Source organism: Propionivibrio sp., assembly GCF_041441355.1.
In the GTDB taxonomy this organism is placed as follows: domain Bacteria; phylum Pseudomonadota; class Gammaproteobacteria; order Burkholderiales; family Rhodocyclaceae; genus Propionivibrio.
Genome location: NZ_JASDTF010000004.1, coordinates 82,088 through 99,583, shown reverse-complemented (window position 1 = coordinate 99,583; position 17,496 = coordinate 82,088). Strand labels below are relative to the sequence as shown.

The 17,496-nt window shown below is 63.3% G+C and carries 21 protein-coding genes and 1 pseudogene; 13 read left to right on the top strand and 9 right to left on the bottom strand.

Translation table 11 applies throughout. From position 1 onward, the window contains the following. The first annotated feature begins 2 nt into the window (after nt 1-2). Nucleotides 3-809 carry a flagellar motor protein MotD gene (motD, locus tag QMB55_RS01230; protein ID WP_497586835.1) on the top strand — a complete coding sequence of 269 codons (807 nt, stop codon included), beginning with the start codon at nt 3-5 and terminating at the stop codon, nt 807-809. Between the two features lie 20 nt (nt 810-829). Here the strand turns inward: motD and QMB55_RS01225 are convergent, their stop codons facing one another. The 3 genes from QMB55_RS01225 to flgA all read right to left on the bottom strand — a co-directional run bounded on the left by QMB55_RS01225 (nt 830) and on the right by flgA (nt 2,466). Then, the gene (locus tag QMB55_RS01225; protein WP_497586834.1) at nt 830-1,312 is read right to left on the bottom strand and encodes a flagella synthesis protein FlgN; all 483 of its coding nucleotides are present in this window, start codon (nt 1,310-1,312) and stop codon (nt 830-832) included. 12 nt (nt 1,313-1,324) lie between these two features. Continuing rightward, nucleotides 1,325-1,630 (bottom strand): flagellar biosynthesis anti-sigma factor FlgM, encoded by a 306-nt coding sequence (flgM, locus tag QMB55_RS01220; RefSeq protein WP_497586947.1) that lies wholly within the window; start codon nt 1,628-1,630, stop codon nt 1,325-1,327. A gap of 128 nt (nt 1,631-1,758) precedes the next feature. After that, nucleotides 1,759-2,466, bottom strand: coding sequence for a flagellar basal body P-ring formation chaperone FlgA (gene flgA / locus QMB55_RS01215; RefSeq protein WP_497586833.1), 708 nt, complete (start codon nt 2,464-2,466; stop codon nt 1,759-1,761). Nucleotides 2,467-2,685: 219 nt separating this feature from the next. Here flgA and flgB point away from each other — a divergent pair, with 219 nt between their 5' ends. The 12 genes from flgB (at nt 2,686) to QMB55_RS01155 (ending at nt 13,709) form a co-directional block, all read left to right on the top strand. Then, nucleotides 2,686-3,096 (top strand): flagellar basal body rod protein FlgB, encoded by a 411-nt coding sequence (gene flgB / locus QMB55_RS01210; RefSeq protein ID WP_497586832.1) that lies wholly within the window; start codon nt 2,686-2,688, stop codon nt 3,094-3,096. Beyond that, the gene (gene flgC, locus QMB55_RS01205; RefSeq protein ID WP_497586831.1) at nt 3,093-3,497 is read left to right on the top strand and encodes a flagellar basal body rod protein FlgC; all 405 of its coding nucleotides are present in this window, start codon (nt 3,093-3,095) and stop codon (nt 3,495-3,497) included. The genes flgB and flgC overlap by 4 nt, the downstream gene beginning before the upstream one ends. A gap of 18 nt (nt 3,498-3,515) precedes the next feature. Continuing rightward, nucleotides 3,516-4,199, top strand: a complete 684-nt coding sequence (locus QMB55_RS01200; protein WP_497586830.1) for a flagellar hook assembly protein FlgD — start codon at nt 3,516-3,518, stop codon at nt 4,197-4,199. A gap of 27 nt (nt 4,200-4,226) precedes the next feature. Beyond that, nucleotides 4,227-5,480: a flagellar hook protein FlgE gene (gene flgE, locus QMB55_RS01195; protein WP_497586829.1), complete on the top strand. Its 1,254-nt coding sequence runs from the start codon at nt 4,227-4,229 to the stop codon at nt 5,478-5,480. Between the two features lie 40 nt (nt 5,481-5,520). After that, nucleotides 5,521-6,264, top strand: coding sequence for a flagellar basal-body rod protein FlgF (gene flgF / locus QMB55_RS01190; protein WP_497586828.1), 744 nt, complete (start codon nt 5,521-5,523; stop codon nt 6,262-6,264). A gap of 25 nt (nt 6,265-6,289) precedes the next feature. Continuing rightward, nucleotides 6,290-7,072 carry a flagellar basal-body rod protein FlgG gene (gene flgG / locus QMB55_RS01185; RefSeq protein ID WP_497586827.1) on the top strand — a complete coding sequence of 261 codons (783 nt, stop codon included), beginning with the start codon at nt 6,290-6,292 and terminating at the stop codon, nt 7,070-7,072. 16 nt (nt 7,073-7,088) lie between these two features. Continuing rightward, nucleotides 7,089-7,745 (top strand): flagellar basal body L-ring protein FlgH, encoded by a 657-nt coding sequence (locus QMB55_RS01180; protein WP_497586946.1) that lies wholly within the window; start codon nt 7,089-7,091, stop codon nt 7,743-7,745. An 18-nt stretch (nt 7,746-7,763) separates the two neighbouring features. Beyond that, a complete protein-coding gene (locus QMB55_RS01175) occupies nt 7,764-8,900 on the top strand; it encodes a flagellar basal body P-ring protein FlgI (protein WP_497586826.1) in 1,137 nt (378 codons plus the stop codon). Between the two features lie 29 nt (nt 8,901-8,929). Then, entirely contained in the window at nt 8,930-9,868 is a 939-nt protein-coding gene (flgJ, locus tag QMB55_RS01170) for a flagellar assembly peptidoglycan hydrolase FlgJ (protein WP_497586825.1), read from the top strand. Nucleotides 9,869-9,934: 66 nt separating this feature from the next. Next, nucleotides 9,935-11,950, top strand: a complete 2,016-nt coding sequence (gene flgK, locus QMB55_RS01165; RefSeq protein WP_497586824.1) for a flagellar hook-associated protein FlgK — start codon at nt 9,935-9,937, stop codon at nt 11,948-11,950. A 20-nt stretch (nt 11,951-11,970) separates the two neighbouring features. After that, on the top strand, nt 11,971-13,188 hold the full coding sequence (flgL, locus tag QMB55_RS01160) for a flagellar hook-associated protein FlgL (protein WP_497586823.1): 1,218 nt from the start codon (nt 11,971-11,973) through the stop codon (nt 13,186-13,188). A gap of 2 nt (nt 13,189-13,190) precedes the next feature. After that, nucleotides 13,191-13,709 carry a hypothetical protein gene (locus tag QMB55_RS01155; RefSeq protein WP_497586822.1) on the top strand — a complete coding sequence of 173 codons (519 nt, stop codon included), beginning with the start codon at nt 13,191-13,193 and terminating at the stop codon, nt 13,707-13,709. Nucleotides 13,710-13,727: 18 nt separating this feature from the next. On the opposite strand, the gene fliR is transcribed toward QMB55_RS01155, so the two are convergent. The 6 genes and pseudogenes from fliR to fliM all read right to left on the bottom strand — a co-directional run bounded on the left by fliR (nt 13,728) and on the right by fliM (nt 17,490). Then, nucleotides 13,728-14,507 carry a flagellar biosynthetic protein FliR gene (fliR, locus tag QMB55_RS01150; RefSeq protein WP_497586821.1) on the bottom strand — a complete coding sequence of 260 codons (780 nt, stop codon included), beginning with the start codon at nt 14,505-14,507 and terminating at the stop codon, nt 13,728-13,730. A 12-nt stretch (nt 14,508-14,519) separates the two neighbouring features. Next, nucleotides 14,520-14,789, bottom strand: a complete 270-nt coding sequence (gene fliQ / locus QMB55_RS01145; protein ID WP_497586820.1) for a flagellar biosynthesis protein FliQ — start codon at nt 14,787-14,789, stop codon at nt 14,520-14,522. Beyond that, a pseudogene (gene fliP / locus QMB55_RS01140) lies at nt 14,786-15,533 on the bottom strand (flagellar type III secretion system pore protein FliP). Before fliP ends, fliQ begins: the two are co-directional and overlap by 4 nt. Further along, the gene (gene fliO, locus QMB55_RS01135) at nt 15,523-15,906 is read right to left on the bottom strand and encodes a flagellar biosynthetic protein FliO (protein WP_497586819.1); all 384 of its coding nucleotides are present in this window, start codon (nt 15,904-15,906) and stop codon (nt 15,523-15,525) included. The pseudogene fliP and the gene fliO overlap by 11 nt, the downstream one beginning before the upstream one ends. 152 nt (nt 15,907-16,058) lie before the next feature. After that, entirely contained in the window at nt 16,059-16,493 is a 435-nt protein-coding gene (fliN, locus tag QMB55_RS01130; protein WP_497586818.1) for a flagellar motor switch protein FliN, read from the bottom strand. After that, complete coding sequence (gene fliM, locus QMB55_RS01125; protein WP_497586817.1) at nt 16,486-17,490, bottom strand: flagellar motor switch protein FliM; 1,005 nt, start codon at nt 17,488-17,490, stop codon at nt 16,486-16,488. The genes fliN and fliM overlap by 8 nt, the downstream gene beginning before the upstream one ends. Between the last annotated feature and the right edge of the window lie 6 nt (nt 17,491-17,496).

Below are 17,496 nucleotides of genomic sequence, written 5' to 3'. Positions count from 1 at the left end.
TCATGGCCCGGCGCAAACGCGAGGAGGAGCACGACAACCACGAGCGCTGGCTCGTCTCCTATGCGGATTTCATCACCTTGCTCTTTGCCTTCTTCGTGGTGATGTATGCGTTGTCGACGGTTAACGAAGGCAAGTACCGCATTCTCAGCGATTCGATGGTCGCGGCGTTCCGCAACATCCAGGTCAATACCCCGACTCCGGTCGCCGTGGTCCTGCCGCCGCCACTCCCCGCGCTGCAACGTCCGGCGGTGCAGTTGCCGCCGCGGCCCGCCGAGGCGGGCAAGCAGGACGCCGTGCGCCAGAAACAGCGCGACACCATGCGTTCGGTTGCCAAGGACATCCTTGAAGTGATGGCGCCGCTCATCGAGGCGGGGAAAGTCCGGGTCATCGAGACCAGCCGTGGCGTAACCATTGAAATCAACGACAGCGTGCTTTTTTCGCCCGGCCAGGCGCAACTGCAGCCAACGGTGAGCCGGGCGCTGAAGGCGATCGGTGAAGTTTTGGCGCCAACTGAGTTTCCGGTCACCATCGAAGGGCACACCGACAACGTGCCGATCCGTACCCCGCAGTTTCCGTCCAACTGGGAGTTGTCTGCGGTTCGCGCGACGACGGTGTTGCGGCTGTTCGCCGATGCTGGCGTGGGCGGTGACAGACTGACGGCGATCGGTTACGCCGATACTCGTCCCGTCGAATCAAACTTGCTGGCGGATGGGCGCGCACGCAACCGGCGGGTCAGCATCCTGATCGATTCGATGCAACCGGAGAAGGGTAAAGAGGTCGGCTTGGGCAGCGGTGCCGCGACGCCGTAAGAACGTGCTGCACGTGTGGCTCAGACGGCGTCGTTGATGCGCCGCATTCCGGCGGCAGAATACTGCCCGTCCGGACCGTAGAGGTCGGGCGCGCGGCCTCCGCTCTGCAGGATTTCGAGCGCCCGGCCGTTGTGCTGCAGGCGCAGGGCGATCAGTTCGCCGTTCAGGCGGTTGAGTTCGCGCGCTTCAGCAGCGAGGTTCAGGGTTTTTTGCCAAACTTGGAGCAAGCCCGAGTCTTTCGGACGGCTTGTGATCCAGTTTTCGATGCCGTTGCGGTCAGGACTCAAGCCCAGCCCGGCGAGGGCGGCATTGCGGCGCTCAGCAATACGGTTGAGCGTTTCAGCGACGGCGTCTTTGCGCGCAATCAGTGCGGGTAAGCGATCGAGGTCGACGGCCTCGCCGTCACTCAACAAAGTCTGTTCCTCGCGCAAAAGCGCGGCGAAAGCTTCGACGGTTTGGTTTTCTTCGCCGATAAGTTGGGCGAGAGTCGTTTCTGCGTGCATCTTCCTCTGTGCTTAAGCGCGCCGTTTGGCATCCACGAGTTCGCGGGCCGAAGCGATCAGCCGATCAGCAATGGCCCCGGCGTTGATCGAGAAGCGTCCATCAACAATGGCCTGTTTGATCTCGGCGACGCGTGCGGCGTCAAAGGCGGTGGAATCGTCCGAGGTGCGCAGTTGGGCGGCAAGCCCGCTCAGCCTGACGTCGTCCTCGCCTTGTGGGGCGCGGGCCTGGCGTGCGCCAGCAGTACGCGACTCCTTGACAGGCTGCGCGTTGAGCGGCTTGGTCGAGCTTTCGATTTTCATGGCGGAACCTCGGTTTATCCTTCCTAGGGGCTCTTACGGCAGTCTCGGCGGCAACTTTAGCATTCTTTGCCCGGGCTTTACATCCGAATGCAGCGCTTTTGGCGATGCTGCGTGCATTTTTTCCGTTTCTGCCTGCGCGTTCCGGATCAGTGCGCGATTTCGACGATTCCGCCCGCGCGGGCAATGCCGCTTAAGGTTTGGCCGTTCGGGGTGCGCACCTGGACCACCTGGCCTTCCGATGCATTGTTGAGCGCCCGCCCTTCGCTACTGACGCTGAAGCCGGGGCCTTGTGAAACGGTGCGAACACTTTGGCCCTGTTGCACGACCCAGGGCGCGGTGAGTTGGTCGTTGCGCAACGGCTGGCCGGCGGCCAGACCGTTTTTCAGGGTTTTGCCGAGCGCCTGTGCAGGTTCGCTAACCACGCTGGCCGGTAGCCGGCCCAGGTCGCCGTTGCGGACGACGTAGTCCTGTGGGCCGATGCGCTGGCCGGCGCTGAGTGTGCGTGCGGTGACGAGGTAATGCCCTTGAACACTGATCTGAACGGGAACGTAGATCGTCCAGGTGGCGGGGCCAAGGCAGCGGACGCCGACCGTGGCGCGGCCCCAGAGGCGTGTTCCGGAGGGTAGAAAGGGCTCGAAGACACTGCATGGGGCGAGTTGGGCGTTGGCGTCGAGCGGTGAGATTTGGTAGCTAACCTTGCCCGGCAGGCCTTGCGTTTGGGTGCGCAGGTAGTCGTCGAGAGCGCTTTGCAGGGTCGGGGTCTGCGCCAAGGCGCCGGCCGTCATCAGGCTGCCGAGCAGGAACAGGAAGCGCCGACCGGAGCGTCGGCCGACAGGCGGTGCGGTTCTGATCATCCGTCTATTGTGCCTCAAGGCAGGGAGAGGTGGGGCGTTTGCGCCTGTGCGGCAAGGCCGGAGGGCGGCAAATCTTGCCGTCGGCGCGTGCTTGGGTGTGCGTTTCCCGTGCGATGGGCTGGCCATCGGGCCTCTTGGTTGGGGAGCGGTCCTGAGAACAGACGGCTGGCATGCTAATTGCAGTGGAATGGCATCCGCTTCCAAGTCACAGGAGTGACCGTGCTCAGCAAATTCGACGATGCCATCGCTTTTCAGGCCAAAGCCCTGGGCTTGCGAGCCTACCGGCAACAAGTGCTGGCCGAGAACATTGCCAATGCCGACACGCCGAATTACAAAGCGCGTGACTTCGAGTTCAAGACTGCGCTCGACGCGGCCATGGCCGGACGGAGTGCAGGCGGGCTGACGCTGGCGAAGACGGCGTCCGGGCACTTCTCGGGCAGTGGCGGGATGGCGCCAGCCGAACTCAAATACCGCCAACCGGTGCAGAGCAGCGCCGACGGCAACACCGTTGAAATGGACCTCGAGCGAGCCCAGTTCGCTGAGAACGCGGTGCGCTACGAGGCTGGCCTCACCTTCATCAGCGGTCGGATCAAGACCTTGCTGACCGCCATCCAGGGGCAATCCGCATGAGCATGTTCAATGTTTATCACGTCGCCGGCAGCGCCTTGAGCGCGCAGTCCTTACGCCTGAACGCCGTCGCCAGCAACCTTGCCAACGCCGAGAGCATTGCCGGCCCGGACGGCAAGCCTTACCGCGTCAAGCAGGTGGTTTTCGAAGCGGCGCCCCTGGCTGGAACCGCAGCGCAAGGCGTGCGCGTCAAGCAGGTGGTCGAGGATTCGAGCCCGGGGCGCCTGCTCTATGATCCGCGCAATCCTGCCGCCAATGAACAAGGCTACGTGACCATGCCCAACGTGAGTCCGGTGGACGAAATGGTCAACATGATCTCGGCGTCGCGCTCCTACCAGACCAACGTCGAAGTGATGAACACCGCCAAGCAGCTCCTGCTACGGACGCTGACGCTTGGCCAGTAAAGTTACGAGGAGATAACGATGGCCACGAATGTGCAATCGACCGGGGCGACCGATCCCCTGTACAAATACGGTTCGACCAGCCGTAACACCGGCAGCAACGAGGTCAACACCGCCGAGGATGCGCAGAACCGCTTCCTGAAGCTTCTGGTGACGCAGTTGAAGAATCAGGACCCGCTTAATCCGCTCGACAACGCGCAGATGACCAGCCAGTTGGCGCAGATGAGCACGGTCTCGGGAATCGAGAAGCTCAACTCGACGCTGAGCGGACTGGTCGACAGCCTGGGTAATTCGCAGACCATGCAGGCCTCGGCGATGATCGGCAAAAAAGTCCTGGTGCCCGGCAACAAGATGCTGCTGGCCGGCGGTATGGCGATCGGCGGGATCAGTCTCGCTTCCCCGGCCGACGAGGTGACGGTGAGCGTGCTCGACGTCAATGGCAAGGTCGTACAGAGCCAGAAGCTCGGTCCGCAGGCGGCCGGGGTGCTCGATTTCGGCTGGGACGGCAAGACCGAAAGCGGGGCCACTGCACCCGATGGCAACTACACCTTCAAGGTCGACGCGGTGCGTAACGGCGCCGGGGTGAAGGTCGAGGCGCTCAACATTGGCACGGTTTCTGCTGTGGTGCGTACGAGCAGCGGTTTCCAGCTTGACCTTGGACCGCTCGGCAGTGTGGATTTCTCGAAAGTGCAGGAAATTCTTTAACGATCCCACGGGATCAGGAGACAGATCATGGCATTCCAGCAAGGCTTGAGCGGACTCAACTCGGCATCGAAGGCACTCGACGTGGTGAGCAATAACGTCGCCAACAGCAGCACGGTCGGCTTCAAATCGGCCAACGCCCACTTCGCCGACGTCTACGCCGCCTCGCTGAGCGGCGGTGGCGCCTCCCAGGTCGGGATCGGCGTGTCGATCGGCGGCATCCAGCAGCAATTCACGCAAGGCAACATCACCTCGACGAGCAATCCGCTCGACATCGCGATCAACGGTGGCGGCTTCTTCAAGATGAACCGCGACAACATCGTTACCTACACGCGCAACGGCCAGTTCCACACCGACAAGAGCGGCTACATCGTGAACGATCAAGGTTTCCAGCTGATGGGCTATTCGGCGACGCCGACGGGGACCATCGTTGCCTCGACGCCGGTGCCGATCCACATCGATAAGTCCAACCTCGCGCCGCAGCCCACCGGCGCGGCGCTTGGCGGTAACGCCACGGCGGTGCTCAACCTTGATTCGCGCGCCACGCCGCCGACGATCACGCCCTTCAATTTCCAAAATCCGCTGAGCTACAACTACTCGACGGCGATGACCGTCTACGACACTCTGGGCAACGACCACGCGATGACGCTTTACTTCGTCAAGACCGCGACGGTGTCGCCCGCGACCTGGAACGTCCATGCGACGCTCGACGGCGCCAATCCAGTGGCGATGGCTAACTTGACGTTCAACAGCAACGGTCAGCTGACATCACCCGTGCCGACGACGCTGCCGACGACCTGGGCGCTGACCAACGGCGCAACAACCCCGATGGGCAGCGGTCTGCCCAACTGGATGATTGATTTCACCGGAACGACCAGCTACGGCGGGGTGAGCACGGTGAATTCGACGACCCAGGGCGGCTACGCGCAGGGCGCCTTGTCGGGGATCAGCGTTTCGGCGGACGGGATCATCAAGGGCAACTACAGTAACGGCCAGACCAAGAGCCTTGGGCAGGTCACACTCACCGACTTCCCCAACCCGAACGGGTTGGTCAGCATGGGCAATAACCAGTGGCAGGGCACCTCGGCGTCGGGCGATGGGCTTGATGGCGCGCCGGGCGCGGGGTCGCGCGGGATGTTGCAGGCCACCGCGATCGAGGAGTCGAACGTCGACCTGACTGCCGAGCTGGTCAACATGATCACCCTGCAGCGCAACTACCAGTCGAACGCGCAGTCGATCAAGACACAGGACCAGATCCTGCAGACGCTGGTCAACCTGCGTTAAAGCGTAGGCAACCAGGAAACAGGCGGGGGTAGCGAAAAAAATGGATCGTCTGATCTACACGGCGATGACGGGGGCCAAGCAGACCTTCATCCAGCAAGCCGGCGTGGCGCACAACCTAGCCAACGCAGCGACCACCGGCTATCGGGCGATGGAGCACAAGTTCCGTGCCGTCCCGGTGCAGGGCGAAGGGGCGCCGACGCGTGCCTTCGTCGCCGACGCCTCGGTCGCCGACGTGTTCGACCAAGGGCCGTTGCAGTCGACCGGGCGCCCGCTTGACGTGGCGGTGCTTGGTGCTGGCTGGATTGCCGTCGAGACGCCCGATGGCGGCGAGGCCTACACCCGTGCGGGCAACTTGCAGGTCAACGCCAACGGTCAGTTGCAAACGGCGGCCGGGCGCAACGTGCTCGGCGACGGCGGGCCGATCGCCATTCCGCCCGACAACACCATCAGTATTGCGCCCGACGGCACGGTGTCGGCGGTGCCGCGTTACGGCACGCCGAACAACGTGAATGTGGTCGGCCGGATCAAGCTCGTCAATCCGGCGGAGAACGAGCTGGTCCGCGGCGACGACGGCCTGTTTCGGACCCGCAACCGCGAGCCGGCGCCGCTCGATGAGAACGTGAAACTGGCCTCCGAAGCGCTCGAAGGCAGCAACGTCAATCCGGTCGACGCGATGGTCAACATGATCAGTCTGGCGCGCCAGTTCGAGATGCAGATCAAGATGCTGCAGATGGCCGACGCCAACGCTGGGCGGGCGACGCAATTGCTTTCGATGAGCCGATAACGATCAACGATAGGATTTCAATAAAATGATCCGTTCCCTTTGGGTGGCCCGTACCGGGCTCGATGCGCAGCAGACGAGCCTCGACGTGATTTCGAACAATCTGGCCAACGTCAGCACCAACGGCTTCAAGCGTGCGCGCCCGGTGTTCGAAGACCTGCTCTACCAGACCCTGCGCCAGCCCGGCGCCCAGTCCTCGCAGCAGACGCAGATTCCGAGCGGCTTGCAGCTCGGCAGTGGGGTGCGGCCGGTGGCGGTGGTGCGTATCCACACTCAGGGGAGCTTGCAGCAGACCGGCAACGACCTCGACATCGGTGTCGACGGCGCCGGTTTCTTCCAAGTGCTGCTGCCCGACGGAACGACGGCTTACACCCGCGACGGATCCTTCCAGAAGGACAATCAGGGCCAGCTCGTGACTTCGAGCGGTTACCCGGTTCAGCCGAGCGTGACGATCCCTTCCAACGCCCTGACGGTGACCATCTCCAAGGACGGTGTGGTCAGCGTGACGCAGCCGGGAACGAGCGCGACGACTCAGGTCGGTACCCTGCAGCTGGCGACTTTCGTTAACGTCGGCGGCCTGCAGGCGATCGGCGAAAACCTCTTCCTCGAGACCGCCTCGAGCGGCGCGCCGACACCCAACACGCCCGGGAGTAACGGTGCCGGGGTACTCAACCAGCGCTACGTCGAAACCTCGAACGTCAACGTGGCCGAGGAGTTGGTCAGCATGATCCAGACGCAGCGTGCCTACGAGCTCAATTCCAAGGTGGTGTCGACGTCCGATCAAATGTTGGCACGCCTGACGCAACTGTAAGGAGTCGCTCATGAGAATGACGCTGCTGGTTTCGGCGACGGTGTTGGCCCTGGCCGGGTGCAACACGGTGCCGCCGACCAATGTGCATCAGCCGATGACTGCCCGGCCGGCGCCCCGTGTCGACAACCAGGCGACGACCGGAAGCATCTATCAACCTGGCGTTTCGCGCACCCTGTTCGAAGACCGGCGTGCGCGCTATATCGGCGACACGCTGACCATCAACATCACCGAGACCAACTCGGCGTCGACCAAGTCGAACACCAAGATCAATCGCTCGAGCAGCATCAGTGCCTCGGCCGGCCCGATCACCGGGCTGCCCGGCAAATCCTTCCAGGGCATGGAACTGGCCGGGAGCAGCGGCAACAACCTCGACGGCAAGGGCGAAGCGGCGGCCAACAACGTCTTCAGCGGCACGATCACGGTGACCGTGATCGAAGTGCTCGGCAACGGCAATCTGCTCGTTTCCGGCGAAAAACAGGTGGCGATCGGCCACGGCACCGAGTACATCCGGGTTTCGGGTATCGTCAATCCGTACTTCATCAACGCGGCCAACTCGATCAGCTCCTCGCAGTTGGCCGATGCCCGCATCGAATACAAGGAAAGCGGCGCGATCGGCGAGGCGCAGGCCATGGCCTGGCTGGCCCGCTTCTTCCTCAACGTGCTGCCGTTCTAAGGTTCAGGGAGAGTCCGCATGCATTCGATCCTCGGCAAAATCCTGCGCCACTCGGCCATTCGCGTGGCAATTTTTGCCTGTGCCGCCTTGCCGCTTGCGAGCGCTCCGGCATGGGCCGACCGGATCAAGGACCTGGCCAGTGTCCAGGGCGTGCGTACCAACCAGTTGGTCGGCTACGGCCTGGTCGTCGGTCTCGACGGTACCGGCGACCAGACGACGCAAACGCCGTTCACTACGCAAAGCATCATCAACATGCTGGCCCAGCTCGGCACCACGTTGCCGACGACGCAGTCGTTGCAGCTCAAGAACGTCGCCGCGGTGATGGTGACCGCCAACCTGCCGCCTTTCGCGCGCATCGGGCAGCAGATCGACGTCACCGTCTCCTCGATGGGTAACGCCAAGAGCCTGCGCGGCGGTACGCTGATCATGACGCCGCTCAAAGGCGCCGACGGGCAGATTTACGCCCAGGCACAGGGCAACCTGCTGATCGGCGGCATCGGCGCCTCGGTCGGCAACAACAAGGCGGTCATCAATCACCTGCTTGCCGGGCGCATCGCTGCCGGCGCGACGGTCGAGCGCGAGGTGCCGACCAGTCTCGGGCAGGGGCCCTTCGTGCATTACGAATTGGGCAATACCGATTTCGGGACGGCGCAGCGCGTTGTCGAGGTGATCAACCGGGAAATGGGCGGCGGCGTCGCGCAGGCGGTTGACGGGCGGCTGATCCGGGTCTTCGCGCCCGAGGAAGCCAACGCCCGAGTCGCCTTCTTGGGGCGGGTCGAGAACCTCGAAGTGCGGCCGATGGCCGGCATAGCGAAGGTGATCGTCAATCCGCGCACGGGCTCGGTGGTGATGAACCAGAAAGTGACGATCGACGCCTGTGCAGTGGCGCACGGCGCGTTGTCGGTGGTGGTGACCAGCGACCAGCAAGTCAGCCAGCCGAACGCGCTCTCGGGCGGACAGACGGTGACCACGGCGCAGACCGACATCGCCATTAACCAGTCGGGCGGGGCGCTGATGCAGCTCAAGGCAGGTGCCAATCTGGCCGACGTGGTCAAGGCGATCAATGCCTTGGGCGCCAATCCGCAGGATCTGTTGTCCATCCTGCAGGCGATGAAAGCCGCCGGTGCCCTGCGTGCCGATCTGGAGATCATCTAGTAGGCTCGATTATTGCTTGATGTCGGGCCATGAAAGCCGACGACATCAAGCCGCGCTTCGTTCTGGACGGTCAGGCCGCAGGCGAACTCAAGTACCGACTCAAGCAGGACCCGCAGGCGGGCCTGAAGGAGGCGGCGCGTCAGTTCGAAGGCATGCTGCTGAACATGGTGCTCAAGAGCATGCGCGACGCAACGCCGCAGGACGGCCTGTTGAACAGCGACCAGACGCGCTTCTTTAGCTCGCTGCACGATCAGCAGTTGGCGCAGAACCTGGCAGGACGTCTGGGTTTTGCCAAGCTGATCGAACAGCAGCTCGGTGGAAAATCAGGGACGGTGGGGGCTGCGAGTGGGGTCGAATCCGTGGTCGCCTCTTCGCTCGAACGCCAGTTGCACGCTGCGCAGATGCAAGCCTTGAGCGGCGGCGCCGGGCGCTGGCGCAGCAGCGCGGCGACGCCTGCTGCAGTGGGTGAAACTCAGGCCACGGGGGTGCCGGTGCCCGCCGGCGCCAGCGAATTCGTCAATCGCGTTTGGCCGCATGCCGTCGATGCGGCGCGCTCGCTGGGGGTGCCGCCGCATTTCCTGGTCGCGCACGCGGCGCTGGAAACGGGCTGGGGCAAGAGCGAGATTCGCGCCGGGAATGGCGCGCCGAGCCACAACCTGTTCGGGATCAAGGCTGGAAAAGGTTGGGGCGGTGCGGCGGTGGAGGCGCAGACGACCGAGTATGTGAACGGCGAGGCGCAGTCGGTGCGCGAGCGTTTTCGGGTCTATGGCTCCTACGGCGACGCCTTCCGCGATTACGCCGGCCTGCTGCGCGGCAACCCGCGCTATGCCGCGGTGCTCGGGCAACAGGATGGCACGCAGTTTGCACGTTCCCTGCAACAGGGCGGTTATGCCACCGATCCGCAGTACGCCGACAAGCTCGGCAGGATCATCAACGGTATGACCTTGCGCCAGGCGCTGGCCGAGTAGGGCGGCAGGGGGCGGACTCAATTTTTCGGCTGATCCGCCGTTAAGGGTCAAGTAGAGGAGAAAAGCATGTCTTCGATTTTCGGTATCGGCGTCGGCGCACTGCAAAACGCTCAGTTCGGCCTGATGACGACCGGTCACAACATCAGCAACGTGAACACCGACGGTTACAACCGTCAGCGGGTGATCATGGCCTCGAACATCGCGGTGCTGACCGGATCCGGTTACGTCGGCCAGGGCGCGCACGTGGCGACGATCGAGCGCATGTACAGCAATTTCCTCGGTGCGCAGGTCAATCAGGCGCAGACGACGGCCAGCAGCCTTGAGGCGTATTCGGCCCAGTTGGCCCAGATCAACAACATGCTCGCCGACCCCAATTCCGGGCTGTCGCCGGCCTTGAGCGATTTCTTCAAAGGGGTGCAACAGGTCGCGGCCGACCCGAGTTCGCTCGCTGCCCGTCAGTCGATGCTTTCGGCGGCGCAGGCCATGGTCGCTCGCTACCAGGGGATCGAGGACCGCCTCTCCGAGCTGTATTCTGGCGTCAATGGGCAGATTCAGGGTTACGTCGGCTCGATCAACTCGTATGCCGAGCAGATCGCCCACCTCAACGAACAGATCATCAATGCTCAGGCGGCGACGAGTCAGCCGCCGAACGACCTCTACGATCAGCGCGACCAACTGGTCGCCGACCTGAACAAGCTGATCGGCGTCAACACGACGATGAATACCGACGGTTCGTACAACGTCTATATCGGCAATGGCCAGCAACTGGTGACCCGGACGCAGGTATCGCAGTTGGTGGCTGTGGCCTCGTCCTCGGATCCTTCGCGTCTGACCGTCGGCCTGCGCAACGCCACGGGCAGCCAGGAAATGCCCGAATCGCTGCTCTCGGGCGGCAGCATCAGCGGTCTGCTGGCTTTCCGCAGCCAGTTCCTGGACCGTGCGGCCAACGAGATGGGGCGTGTCGCGGCCTCGATGGCGCTGACCTTCAACGCCCAGCACGCGCTGGGGCAGGACCTGAACGGCAATATTGCCGGCGATCCGACTTTCGCCGGCAATTTCTTCACCATTTCCGGGCCCAAGGTTCTCGCCAACGCGCTCAACCCGGCCAGTGCGGCGAACGTGACCGCCAGCTTCATTTCGCCGCCGCCGAACAACGGCAACTTCTACACCGACCTGACCAACAGCGACTACCAGCTGGCTTACGACGGCACCAACTACACGCTGACCCGTTTGAGCGACCAAGTGTCGTGGTCGGCAGCCAGCGTCGGCGCCTTGAACGCGGCGGTAAACGCCAGCAGCGAGGGTTCGCAGGGATTCACCGTGGCCGTCAGCGGGACGCCGGCGGCCGGATCGAGCTACCTTATCCAGCCGACTCGCGAGCTGGCGCGGAACATCGCCATCAACCCGGTGATCGCTGCCGATCTGCGCCAGATTGCTGCCGCCGCGCCGATCCGCGCCGAGGCGGGAACGGCAAACACCGGTAACGCCATCATTTCCTCCGGTGCGGTGTCGACCGGCTATGCCGCTCCGGCGGCGGGCTCGCCGATCAGTCTGAGCTACAGCGGCGGCAACCTTACGGGTTTTCCGAGCGGGCCGGTGAGCGTGACCAGCAACGGTACGACCACCAACTACACCTATCCAGTGCCGGACGCCGCAATCCCCTACACCAACGGCGCGACGATCACCTTTTCGGGAATCAGCGTGCAGATCAGCGGCACGCCGAAGAACGGCGACACGTTCAGCATTGCACGCAACAGCAACGGCGTGTCCGACAACCGCAATGCCCTGCTGCTCGGCAAGCTGCAAACGCAGAACACGATGGCCGGCGGCAAAGCAACCTATCAGGGCAGCTATTCACAGCTCGTCAGCGACGCCGGCAACAAGGGGCGCGAAGTCCAGGTGACGCTTGATGCGCAGAAAGCGCTGCTCAAGCAGGCTCAGACCGCGAACGATTCGCTCTCCGGGGTCAATCTCGACGAGGAGGCGGCAAACCTGCTGCGATATCAACAGGCCTACCAGGCCGCGGCGAAGATGATCGACATCGGCTCCAAGCTCCTCGATACCATTCTCGCCATCCGTTAAGCCGAAACAAGGACGTCACCATGCGAGTCAGTACCAGCCAAATCTTCGACGCCGGCACGCGTAACCTGATCGACGGGCAAAGCGCCTTGTACAAGACGCAGAACCAGTTGTCGACTGGACGCCGGGTGCTGACGCCGGACGACGATCCGGTGGCCGCGGCGCAGGTCTTGCTGACCTCGCAAGCGCGCGACGTGAATGCGATGTACGCCGACAACCAGAAAAACGCCTCGAGCCAGTTGGCACTGGCCGAGGATCGGCTCAAATCGGTGGTCGATTCCATTCAGTTCATCCAGGAAGAAGTTGTGGCCGGCGGCAATGCCTCGTATTCGGATGCTCAGCGGATGTACATCGCCAAGTCGCTCCAGGGGCAGTTCGACCTGCTCTTCGGGGTGGCGAACAGTCTCGATGCAAGCGGCCACTATCTTTTCTCGGGCTATCAGGGCGAGACGCAGCCGTTCCAGCAGCAGAACGTGGCTGGAACGATCAATGTCAATTATGTCGGCGACGACGGCCAGCGCCTGTTGCAGGTGAGTGGCTCGCGGCAGATCGCGGTCAATGATTCGGGGCGTGACATCTTCCTGCGCAACAGTGCCGGCAATGGCAGCTTCGTGACCGGTGCGGCGGCTGCCAACACGGGCACCGGAATCGTCGATCCGGGCTCGGTGGTGACGCCTCAGAACTGGACGGGACACAACTACACCCTGACCTTCACCTCGGCGACGACCTTCGACGTGACCGATACGACGACCTCGACGACGGTGGCAACCGGCGTGAGCTACACCAGCAACACCGCGATCACCAGCGTTCCCGGGGTGGCGTTCACCATTCAGGGGGCGCCTGCGGCGGGCGACACTTTCAGCGTCCAGCCGAGCAGCGAGCGCAGCCTCTTCAATACCCTGCAGGACCTGATTACGGCCTTCAGCACTCCGATCCAGGGCAATGCGGTGGCCGGCGCGGCGGTGCGCAACACGATCAACGCCAACATGGCCAACCTCGACCAGGCCCTGACCAACGTCTCACGCGTGCAGGCCTCGATCGGCTCGCGCATGGCTGAAATGCAGTCGCTCTCCGGGGTCGCGGCGGATCAGGAAGTGCAATACGCCAAGCAGATTTCCGGGCTTCAGGACATCGACTACGCCGAAGCGATTTCACGCTTCATGACCCAGCAGATGCAACTGCAGGCAGCACAGCAGTCGTTTTCCAAGGTCAGCGGCATGTCCCTGTTCAACTACCTCTGATCATGCGCAGCCGTCTGCTTTCGCTCTTGCCGCTGCTGACCGTTGTCGCAGCCTGCGGGACGACGACGGCGATCAACGACGCCGTCGGCAAGGTGCAGGCGGAACCGCCGGTCGAGGTCGGCAGCGTCGCCGTCGGCGTCGATACGGCGGTGGTGGCCGGGGCTTTGGCGCTTTCGCCGCCGGTGTCGCTCTTCGGGCATGCGCCGTTGACGGCGCCGCAAGCGGCGCTGTTCTATGTGATCTACGATCCGCTGGCGCCCAATTGGCGCATCGAGGAGCGCCGCTTGGACGCGACGACCTTCCAGCTGGCTTTGCGGGCCAAGAATTTCCGCACCGGCGGCGACGGCGAAGCGATTCAGGTCTTGAAGCGCCGGGCCTTGAAGCTGCAGCGCGAACAGGGCTACGCAGCTTATCGCATCCTTGAGTACAGCGAGGGCATTGAGTCGGCGACGCCGTTTTCCTACCGGGTTTCGGCGGGAACGATCGAACTCGTCCAGGCGGACACCAGCGGGCGCAAGTAGCGGCGCCGCCGTTCGGCCTCAGCGCAGGACGAAAATTCCGAGCATCGACTGCAGGCTGTACTCGTAGAGCTGCAAAAGCGGCGTGGCGAGCAGCGAGAGGCCGAAGAGCAGGCCGGAAAACCCGAGCAGGATGGTGACCGGAAAGCCGATGGCAATCAGGTTGAGCTGCGGAGCGACGCGCCCGAGCACGCCGAGCGCGACGTTGGTGATGAGCAGCGCGACGACGATGGGCAGGGCCAGCAACAAGCCGGAAGAAAAGACGATTCCCCCCGCGCGCGCGACGTTGAGCCAGGTGCTCGGGGCGACCGGCCAATGCCCGACCGGAAGGAGAGCGAAGCTTTTCATTAACGTGGCGATGAGCATCAGGTGCCCGTTGCTGACCAGGAAGACGAGCAGCGCAAGGATGCCGAGAAATTCGGAAACGACCGGCGTCTGCGAAGTATTCTGGGGATCGTAGGCGGTGGCGAAACCGAGGCCCATCTGCGTGCTGATCGTCGTTCCCATGAAATCCACGGCGCTCGAGGCCAGGCGCATTACCGTTCCCATGGCATAACCGATCAGCATTTGCTGGGCCAGGACGAGCAGACCCAGGCCGGACGCCGGGTCGATCGCGGGCGCCTTGGGCAGGGCCGGCGCGAGGGCGAGGGCGACGGCCAGTCCGACGGCCAGCCGAATTCGCCGCGGCAGGGCGGCGTTGCTGAACGGCGGCGCGCTGGCGAGCAGGGCGAGGATGCGCGCCAGCGGATAGAGGTAGGCCGCAAGCAGGGCGTTGAACTCGGCCGAAGTGAAGCTGATCATCGCCCGCGCCGTTCAGCCGATGAGCTGCGGGATGCTTTCGAACAGGCGGCGGATGTAGTCGACCAGCAGTTGCAGCATCCAGGGGCCGGCGAGGAGCAGGATGAGGAAGGCGGCGACCAGCTTCGGGATGAAGGAGAGCGTGGCCTCGTTGATCTGCGTCGCGGCCTGGAAAATGCTCACGATCAGCCCGATCACCAGCGTCGACAAGAGCAAAGGTCCGGAGAGCATCAGGGTGACCTCGATGGCCTGACGGCCGATGTTCATGACGATTTCCGGGGTCATGTGGCGAAGCTCATCACCAGGGAGCCCATCATCAGGTGCCAGCCGTCCACGAGGACGAAGAGCATCAGCTTGAAGGGCAGGGAGACCATGATTGGCGACATCATCATCATGCCCATCGACATCAGCACGCTGGCGACGACCATGTCGATGATCAGGAAGGGGATGAAAATGATGAACCCGATCTGGAACGCGGTTTTCAGCTCGCTGGTCACGAAGGCCGGGATCAGCACGCGCATCGGTACGTCTTTCGCCGATTCAAGCTTGGGGGCGTTGGCCAGGCGTGCGAACAGACCCAGGTCGGACTCCCGCGTCTGCTTGAGCATGAAGGCGCGCAAGGGCTCTGCGCCGCGGTCGACGGCCTGTTGGAAGGTGATGCGGTTTTCCGAGAGCGGCCGGTAGGCGTCGTCATAAACCTTTTCGAATACCGGCGACATGACGAAGAAGGTCAGGAACAGCGACATCCCGACGATCACCTGATTGGGGGGGCGAAGTCTGAGTGCCGAGCGCGTGACGCAGCAGGGAGAGGACGATGACGATGCGGGTGAAGCTGGTCATCATCAACATCGCGGCCGGGATGAAGGTCAGCGCGGTGAGAGTGAGCAGGGTCTGGATCGACAGCGTGTAGGTCTGGCTGCCGCCCGGGCCCGGAGTGCTGGTCAGCGCCGGCAGCGCGCTCTGTGCGTAGGCCGCGAGCGGCAGAAGCAGCAGGGCCAGCGTGGCGAGGCGAAGGTGTTTAGTGTTCATTCTTGCGTTCGGCGAATTGCTTGAGCCATTGGCCAAAGGCGCCGTCGCCGGCGGCGGGGAGAGGGAGTTCGCCCTTGGGCAGGGTATGCAGGGTCTTGATCTGTCCCGGGACGATGCCGACGACGAGCCAGGTGTCCTCGACTTCAAGCACGACGATGCGTTCGCGCGGGCTGATCATCAGGCCGCCGACGACGCGCAGGGGGCCGCCGTGGCCGAAGCTCCTTCCGCCGTTGAGGCGGCGCAGAAGCCAGGCACCGAGGAACAAAAGGGCGATGACGAGCAGCAGGCTCAGCAGCATCTGGGCGATGGCGCCACTTGAAACGCCGGGCGATTCACTGCTGCCTTGGGCGATGGCGGCGAACGGCCACGCCAAGAGCGAGGCAACAAGCGCGTGGCGCCGTATGCGGGGGGAATCGAAGCGCGGCGGAGTCATGGTGGCCGCTATCTTAAACCAAAACCCCGGCCAAAACCCGGACAGGGGCTGTGCTTCCCTTCCGGGCGGTCCTGCGTGAGCCGGGCTGCAGTTCAGCGGCCGAGTTTTCGCATGCGCTCGGAGGGGGTGATGATGTCGGTCAGGCGAATACCGAACTTGTCGTTGACCACCACGACTTCGCCTTGCGCGATCAGCGTGCCGTTGACGAATACGCCCATCGGTTCGCCGGCCATGGCGTCAAGCTCGACGACCGAGCCGTGCGCGAGCTGCAGCAGGTTTTTGATCGTGATCTTGGTGCGCCCGAGCTCGACGGCGATCTGAACCGGGATGTCGAGGATCATGTCCAGTTCGTTCATCATCGACGCCTTGCCGCCCGCATCGCCGAAAGATGGGAAGATCTGGGCCGGCTGGGCCGAGGCGTTGGGTGCTTGTTCGGCCATTGCGGCATCGGCCTGGGCCTGTTCGGCCATTGCGGCGGCCCAATCGTCTTCCGCTGAGGTGGCGTTGTCCTGGTTGTCGTCAGCCATGTTTTTCTCCGGCAGCAAAATCGGGCTGCTCCGAGGTGATGAAACGTTCGATCTTGATCGCGAACTGCCCGCCTTGCTGACCGTAACGGCACTCCATCAGCGGCACTTCGTCGATCATGGCGGTGATGACTTCTGGAATCTGCAGGGGAATGATGTCACCGACCCGCATTTTCTGGATGTCGCCCAGCGTGACGGTGGTGGTCGCCAGTTGGGCTTTGATCTCGACTTCGGCATCCTTGAGCTGCTTGCGCAGCATTACGATCCAGCGCTGGTCGGTTGACAGCTGGTCGCTTTGCATCGAGCTGTAGAGCAGGTCGCGGATGGGTTCGAGCATCGAGTAGGGGAAGCAGATGTGCATGTCCGCGGCCGTGCCGCCAAACTCGAGCGAGAAACTCGTCGATACGACGATCTCGGAGGGCGTTGCGATGTTCGCGAACTGCGAGTTCATCTCCGAGCGGATGTACTCGAAGTGAATGTCGTAAACCGGCTTCCATGAACGCGAGTATTCGGTGAACACGACGTTCAGCATGCCCTGGATGATGCGTTGTTCGGTGGCCGTGAAATCCCGCCCTTCAACCCGGGTGTGGAAGCGGCCGTCGCCGCCGAACATGTTGTCGACCACCAGGAAAACCAGGTTGGGGTCGAAGACGAACAGCGAGGTGCCGCGCAGCGGCTTAGCCATGACCAGGTTGAGGTTGGTCGGGACGACCAGGTTGCGGATGAACTCGCTGTATTTCTGGACGCGGATCGGCCCGACCGAAATCTCGGCCGTGCGGTGCATGTAGTTGAACAGACCGATGCGCAGGTAGCGGGCGAAGCGTTCGTTGATCAGTTCGAGCGTCGGCATGCGGCCGCGCACGATGCGCTCTTGCGTGCCGATGTTGTAGGCGCGAATCCCTCCCGAACTCGAGTCTTCGCCCTCGGGTTCGTCCGATTCCCCGGTGACGCCCTTGAGTAGGGCGTCGACCTCGTCCTGGGAAAGGAAGTCGGAACTCATCGCCGT

Excerpts from the sequence above, each read along its gene's own strand:
- motD (WP_497586835.1), top strand. The coding sequence starts at position 3 with ATGGCCCGGCGCAAACGCGAGGAGGAGCACGACAACCACGAGCGCTGG.
- QMB55_RS01225 (WP_497586834.1), bottom strand. The coding sequence starts at position 1,312 with ATGCACGCAGAAACGACTCTCGCCCAACTTATCGGCGAAGAAAACCAA.
- flgA (WP_497586833.1), bottom strand. The coding sequence starts at position 2,466 with ATGATCAGAACCGCACCGCCTGTCGGCCGACGCTCCGGTCGGCGCTTC.
- flgC (WP_497586831.1), top strand. The coding sequence starts at position 3,093 with ATGAGCATGTTCAATGTTTATCACGTCGCCGGCAGCGCCTTGAGCGCG.
- QMB55_RS01200 (WP_497586830.1), top strand. The coding sequence starts at position 3,516 with ATGGCCACGAATGTGCAATCGACCGGGGCGACCGATCCCCTGTACAAA.
- flgE (WP_497586829.1), top strand. The coding sequence starts at position 4,227 with ATGGCATTCCAGCAAGGCTTGAGCGGACTCAACTCGGCATCGAAGGCA.
- flgF (WP_497586828.1), top strand. The coding sequence starts at position 5,521 with ATGGATCGTCTGATCTACACGGCGATGACGGGGGCCAAGCAGACCTTC.
- flgG (WP_497586827.1), top strand. The coding sequence starts at position 6,290 with ATGATCCGTTCCCTTTGGGTGGCCCGTACCGGGCTCGATGCGCAGCAG.
- QMB55_RS01180 (WP_497586946.1), top strand. The coding sequence starts at position 7,089 with ATGACGCTGCTGGTTTCGGCGACGGTGTTGGCCCTGGCCGGGTGCAAC.
- QMB55_RS01175 (WP_497586826.1), top strand. The coding sequence starts at position 7,764 with ATGCATTCGATCCTCGGCAAAATCCTGCGCCACTCGGCCATTCGCGTG.
- flgJ (WP_497586825.1), top strand. The coding sequence starts at position 8,930 with ATGAAAGCCGACGACATCAAGCCGCGCTTCGTTCTGGACGGTCAGGCC.
- flgK (WP_497586824.1), top strand. The coding sequence starts at position 9,935 with ATGTCTTCGATTTTCGGTATCGGCGTCGGCGCACTGCAAAACGCTCAG.
- flgL (WP_497586823.1), top strand. The coding sequence starts at position 11,971 with ATGCGAGTCAGTACCAGCCAAATCTTCGACGCCGGCACGCGTAACCTG.
- QMB55_RS01155 (WP_497586822.1), top strand. The coding sequence starts at position 13,191 with ATGCGCAGCCGTCTGCTTTCGCTCTTGCCGCTGCTGACCGTTGTCGCA.
- fliR (WP_497586821.1), bottom strand. The coding sequence starts at position 14,507 with ATGATCAGCTTCACTTCGGCCGAGTTCAACGCCCTGCTTGCGGCCTAC.
- fliQ (WP_497586820.1), bottom strand. The coding sequence starts at position 14,789 with ATGACCCCGGAAATCGTCATGAACATCGGCCGTCAGGCCATCGAGGTC.
- fliN (WP_497586818.1), bottom strand. The coding sequence starts at position 16,493 with ATGGCTGACGACAACCAGGACAACGCCACCTCAGCGGAAGACGATTGG.
- fliM (WP_497586817.1), bottom strand. The coding sequence starts at position 17,490 with ATGAGTTCCGACTTCCTTTCCCAGGACGAGGTCGACGCCCTACTCAAG.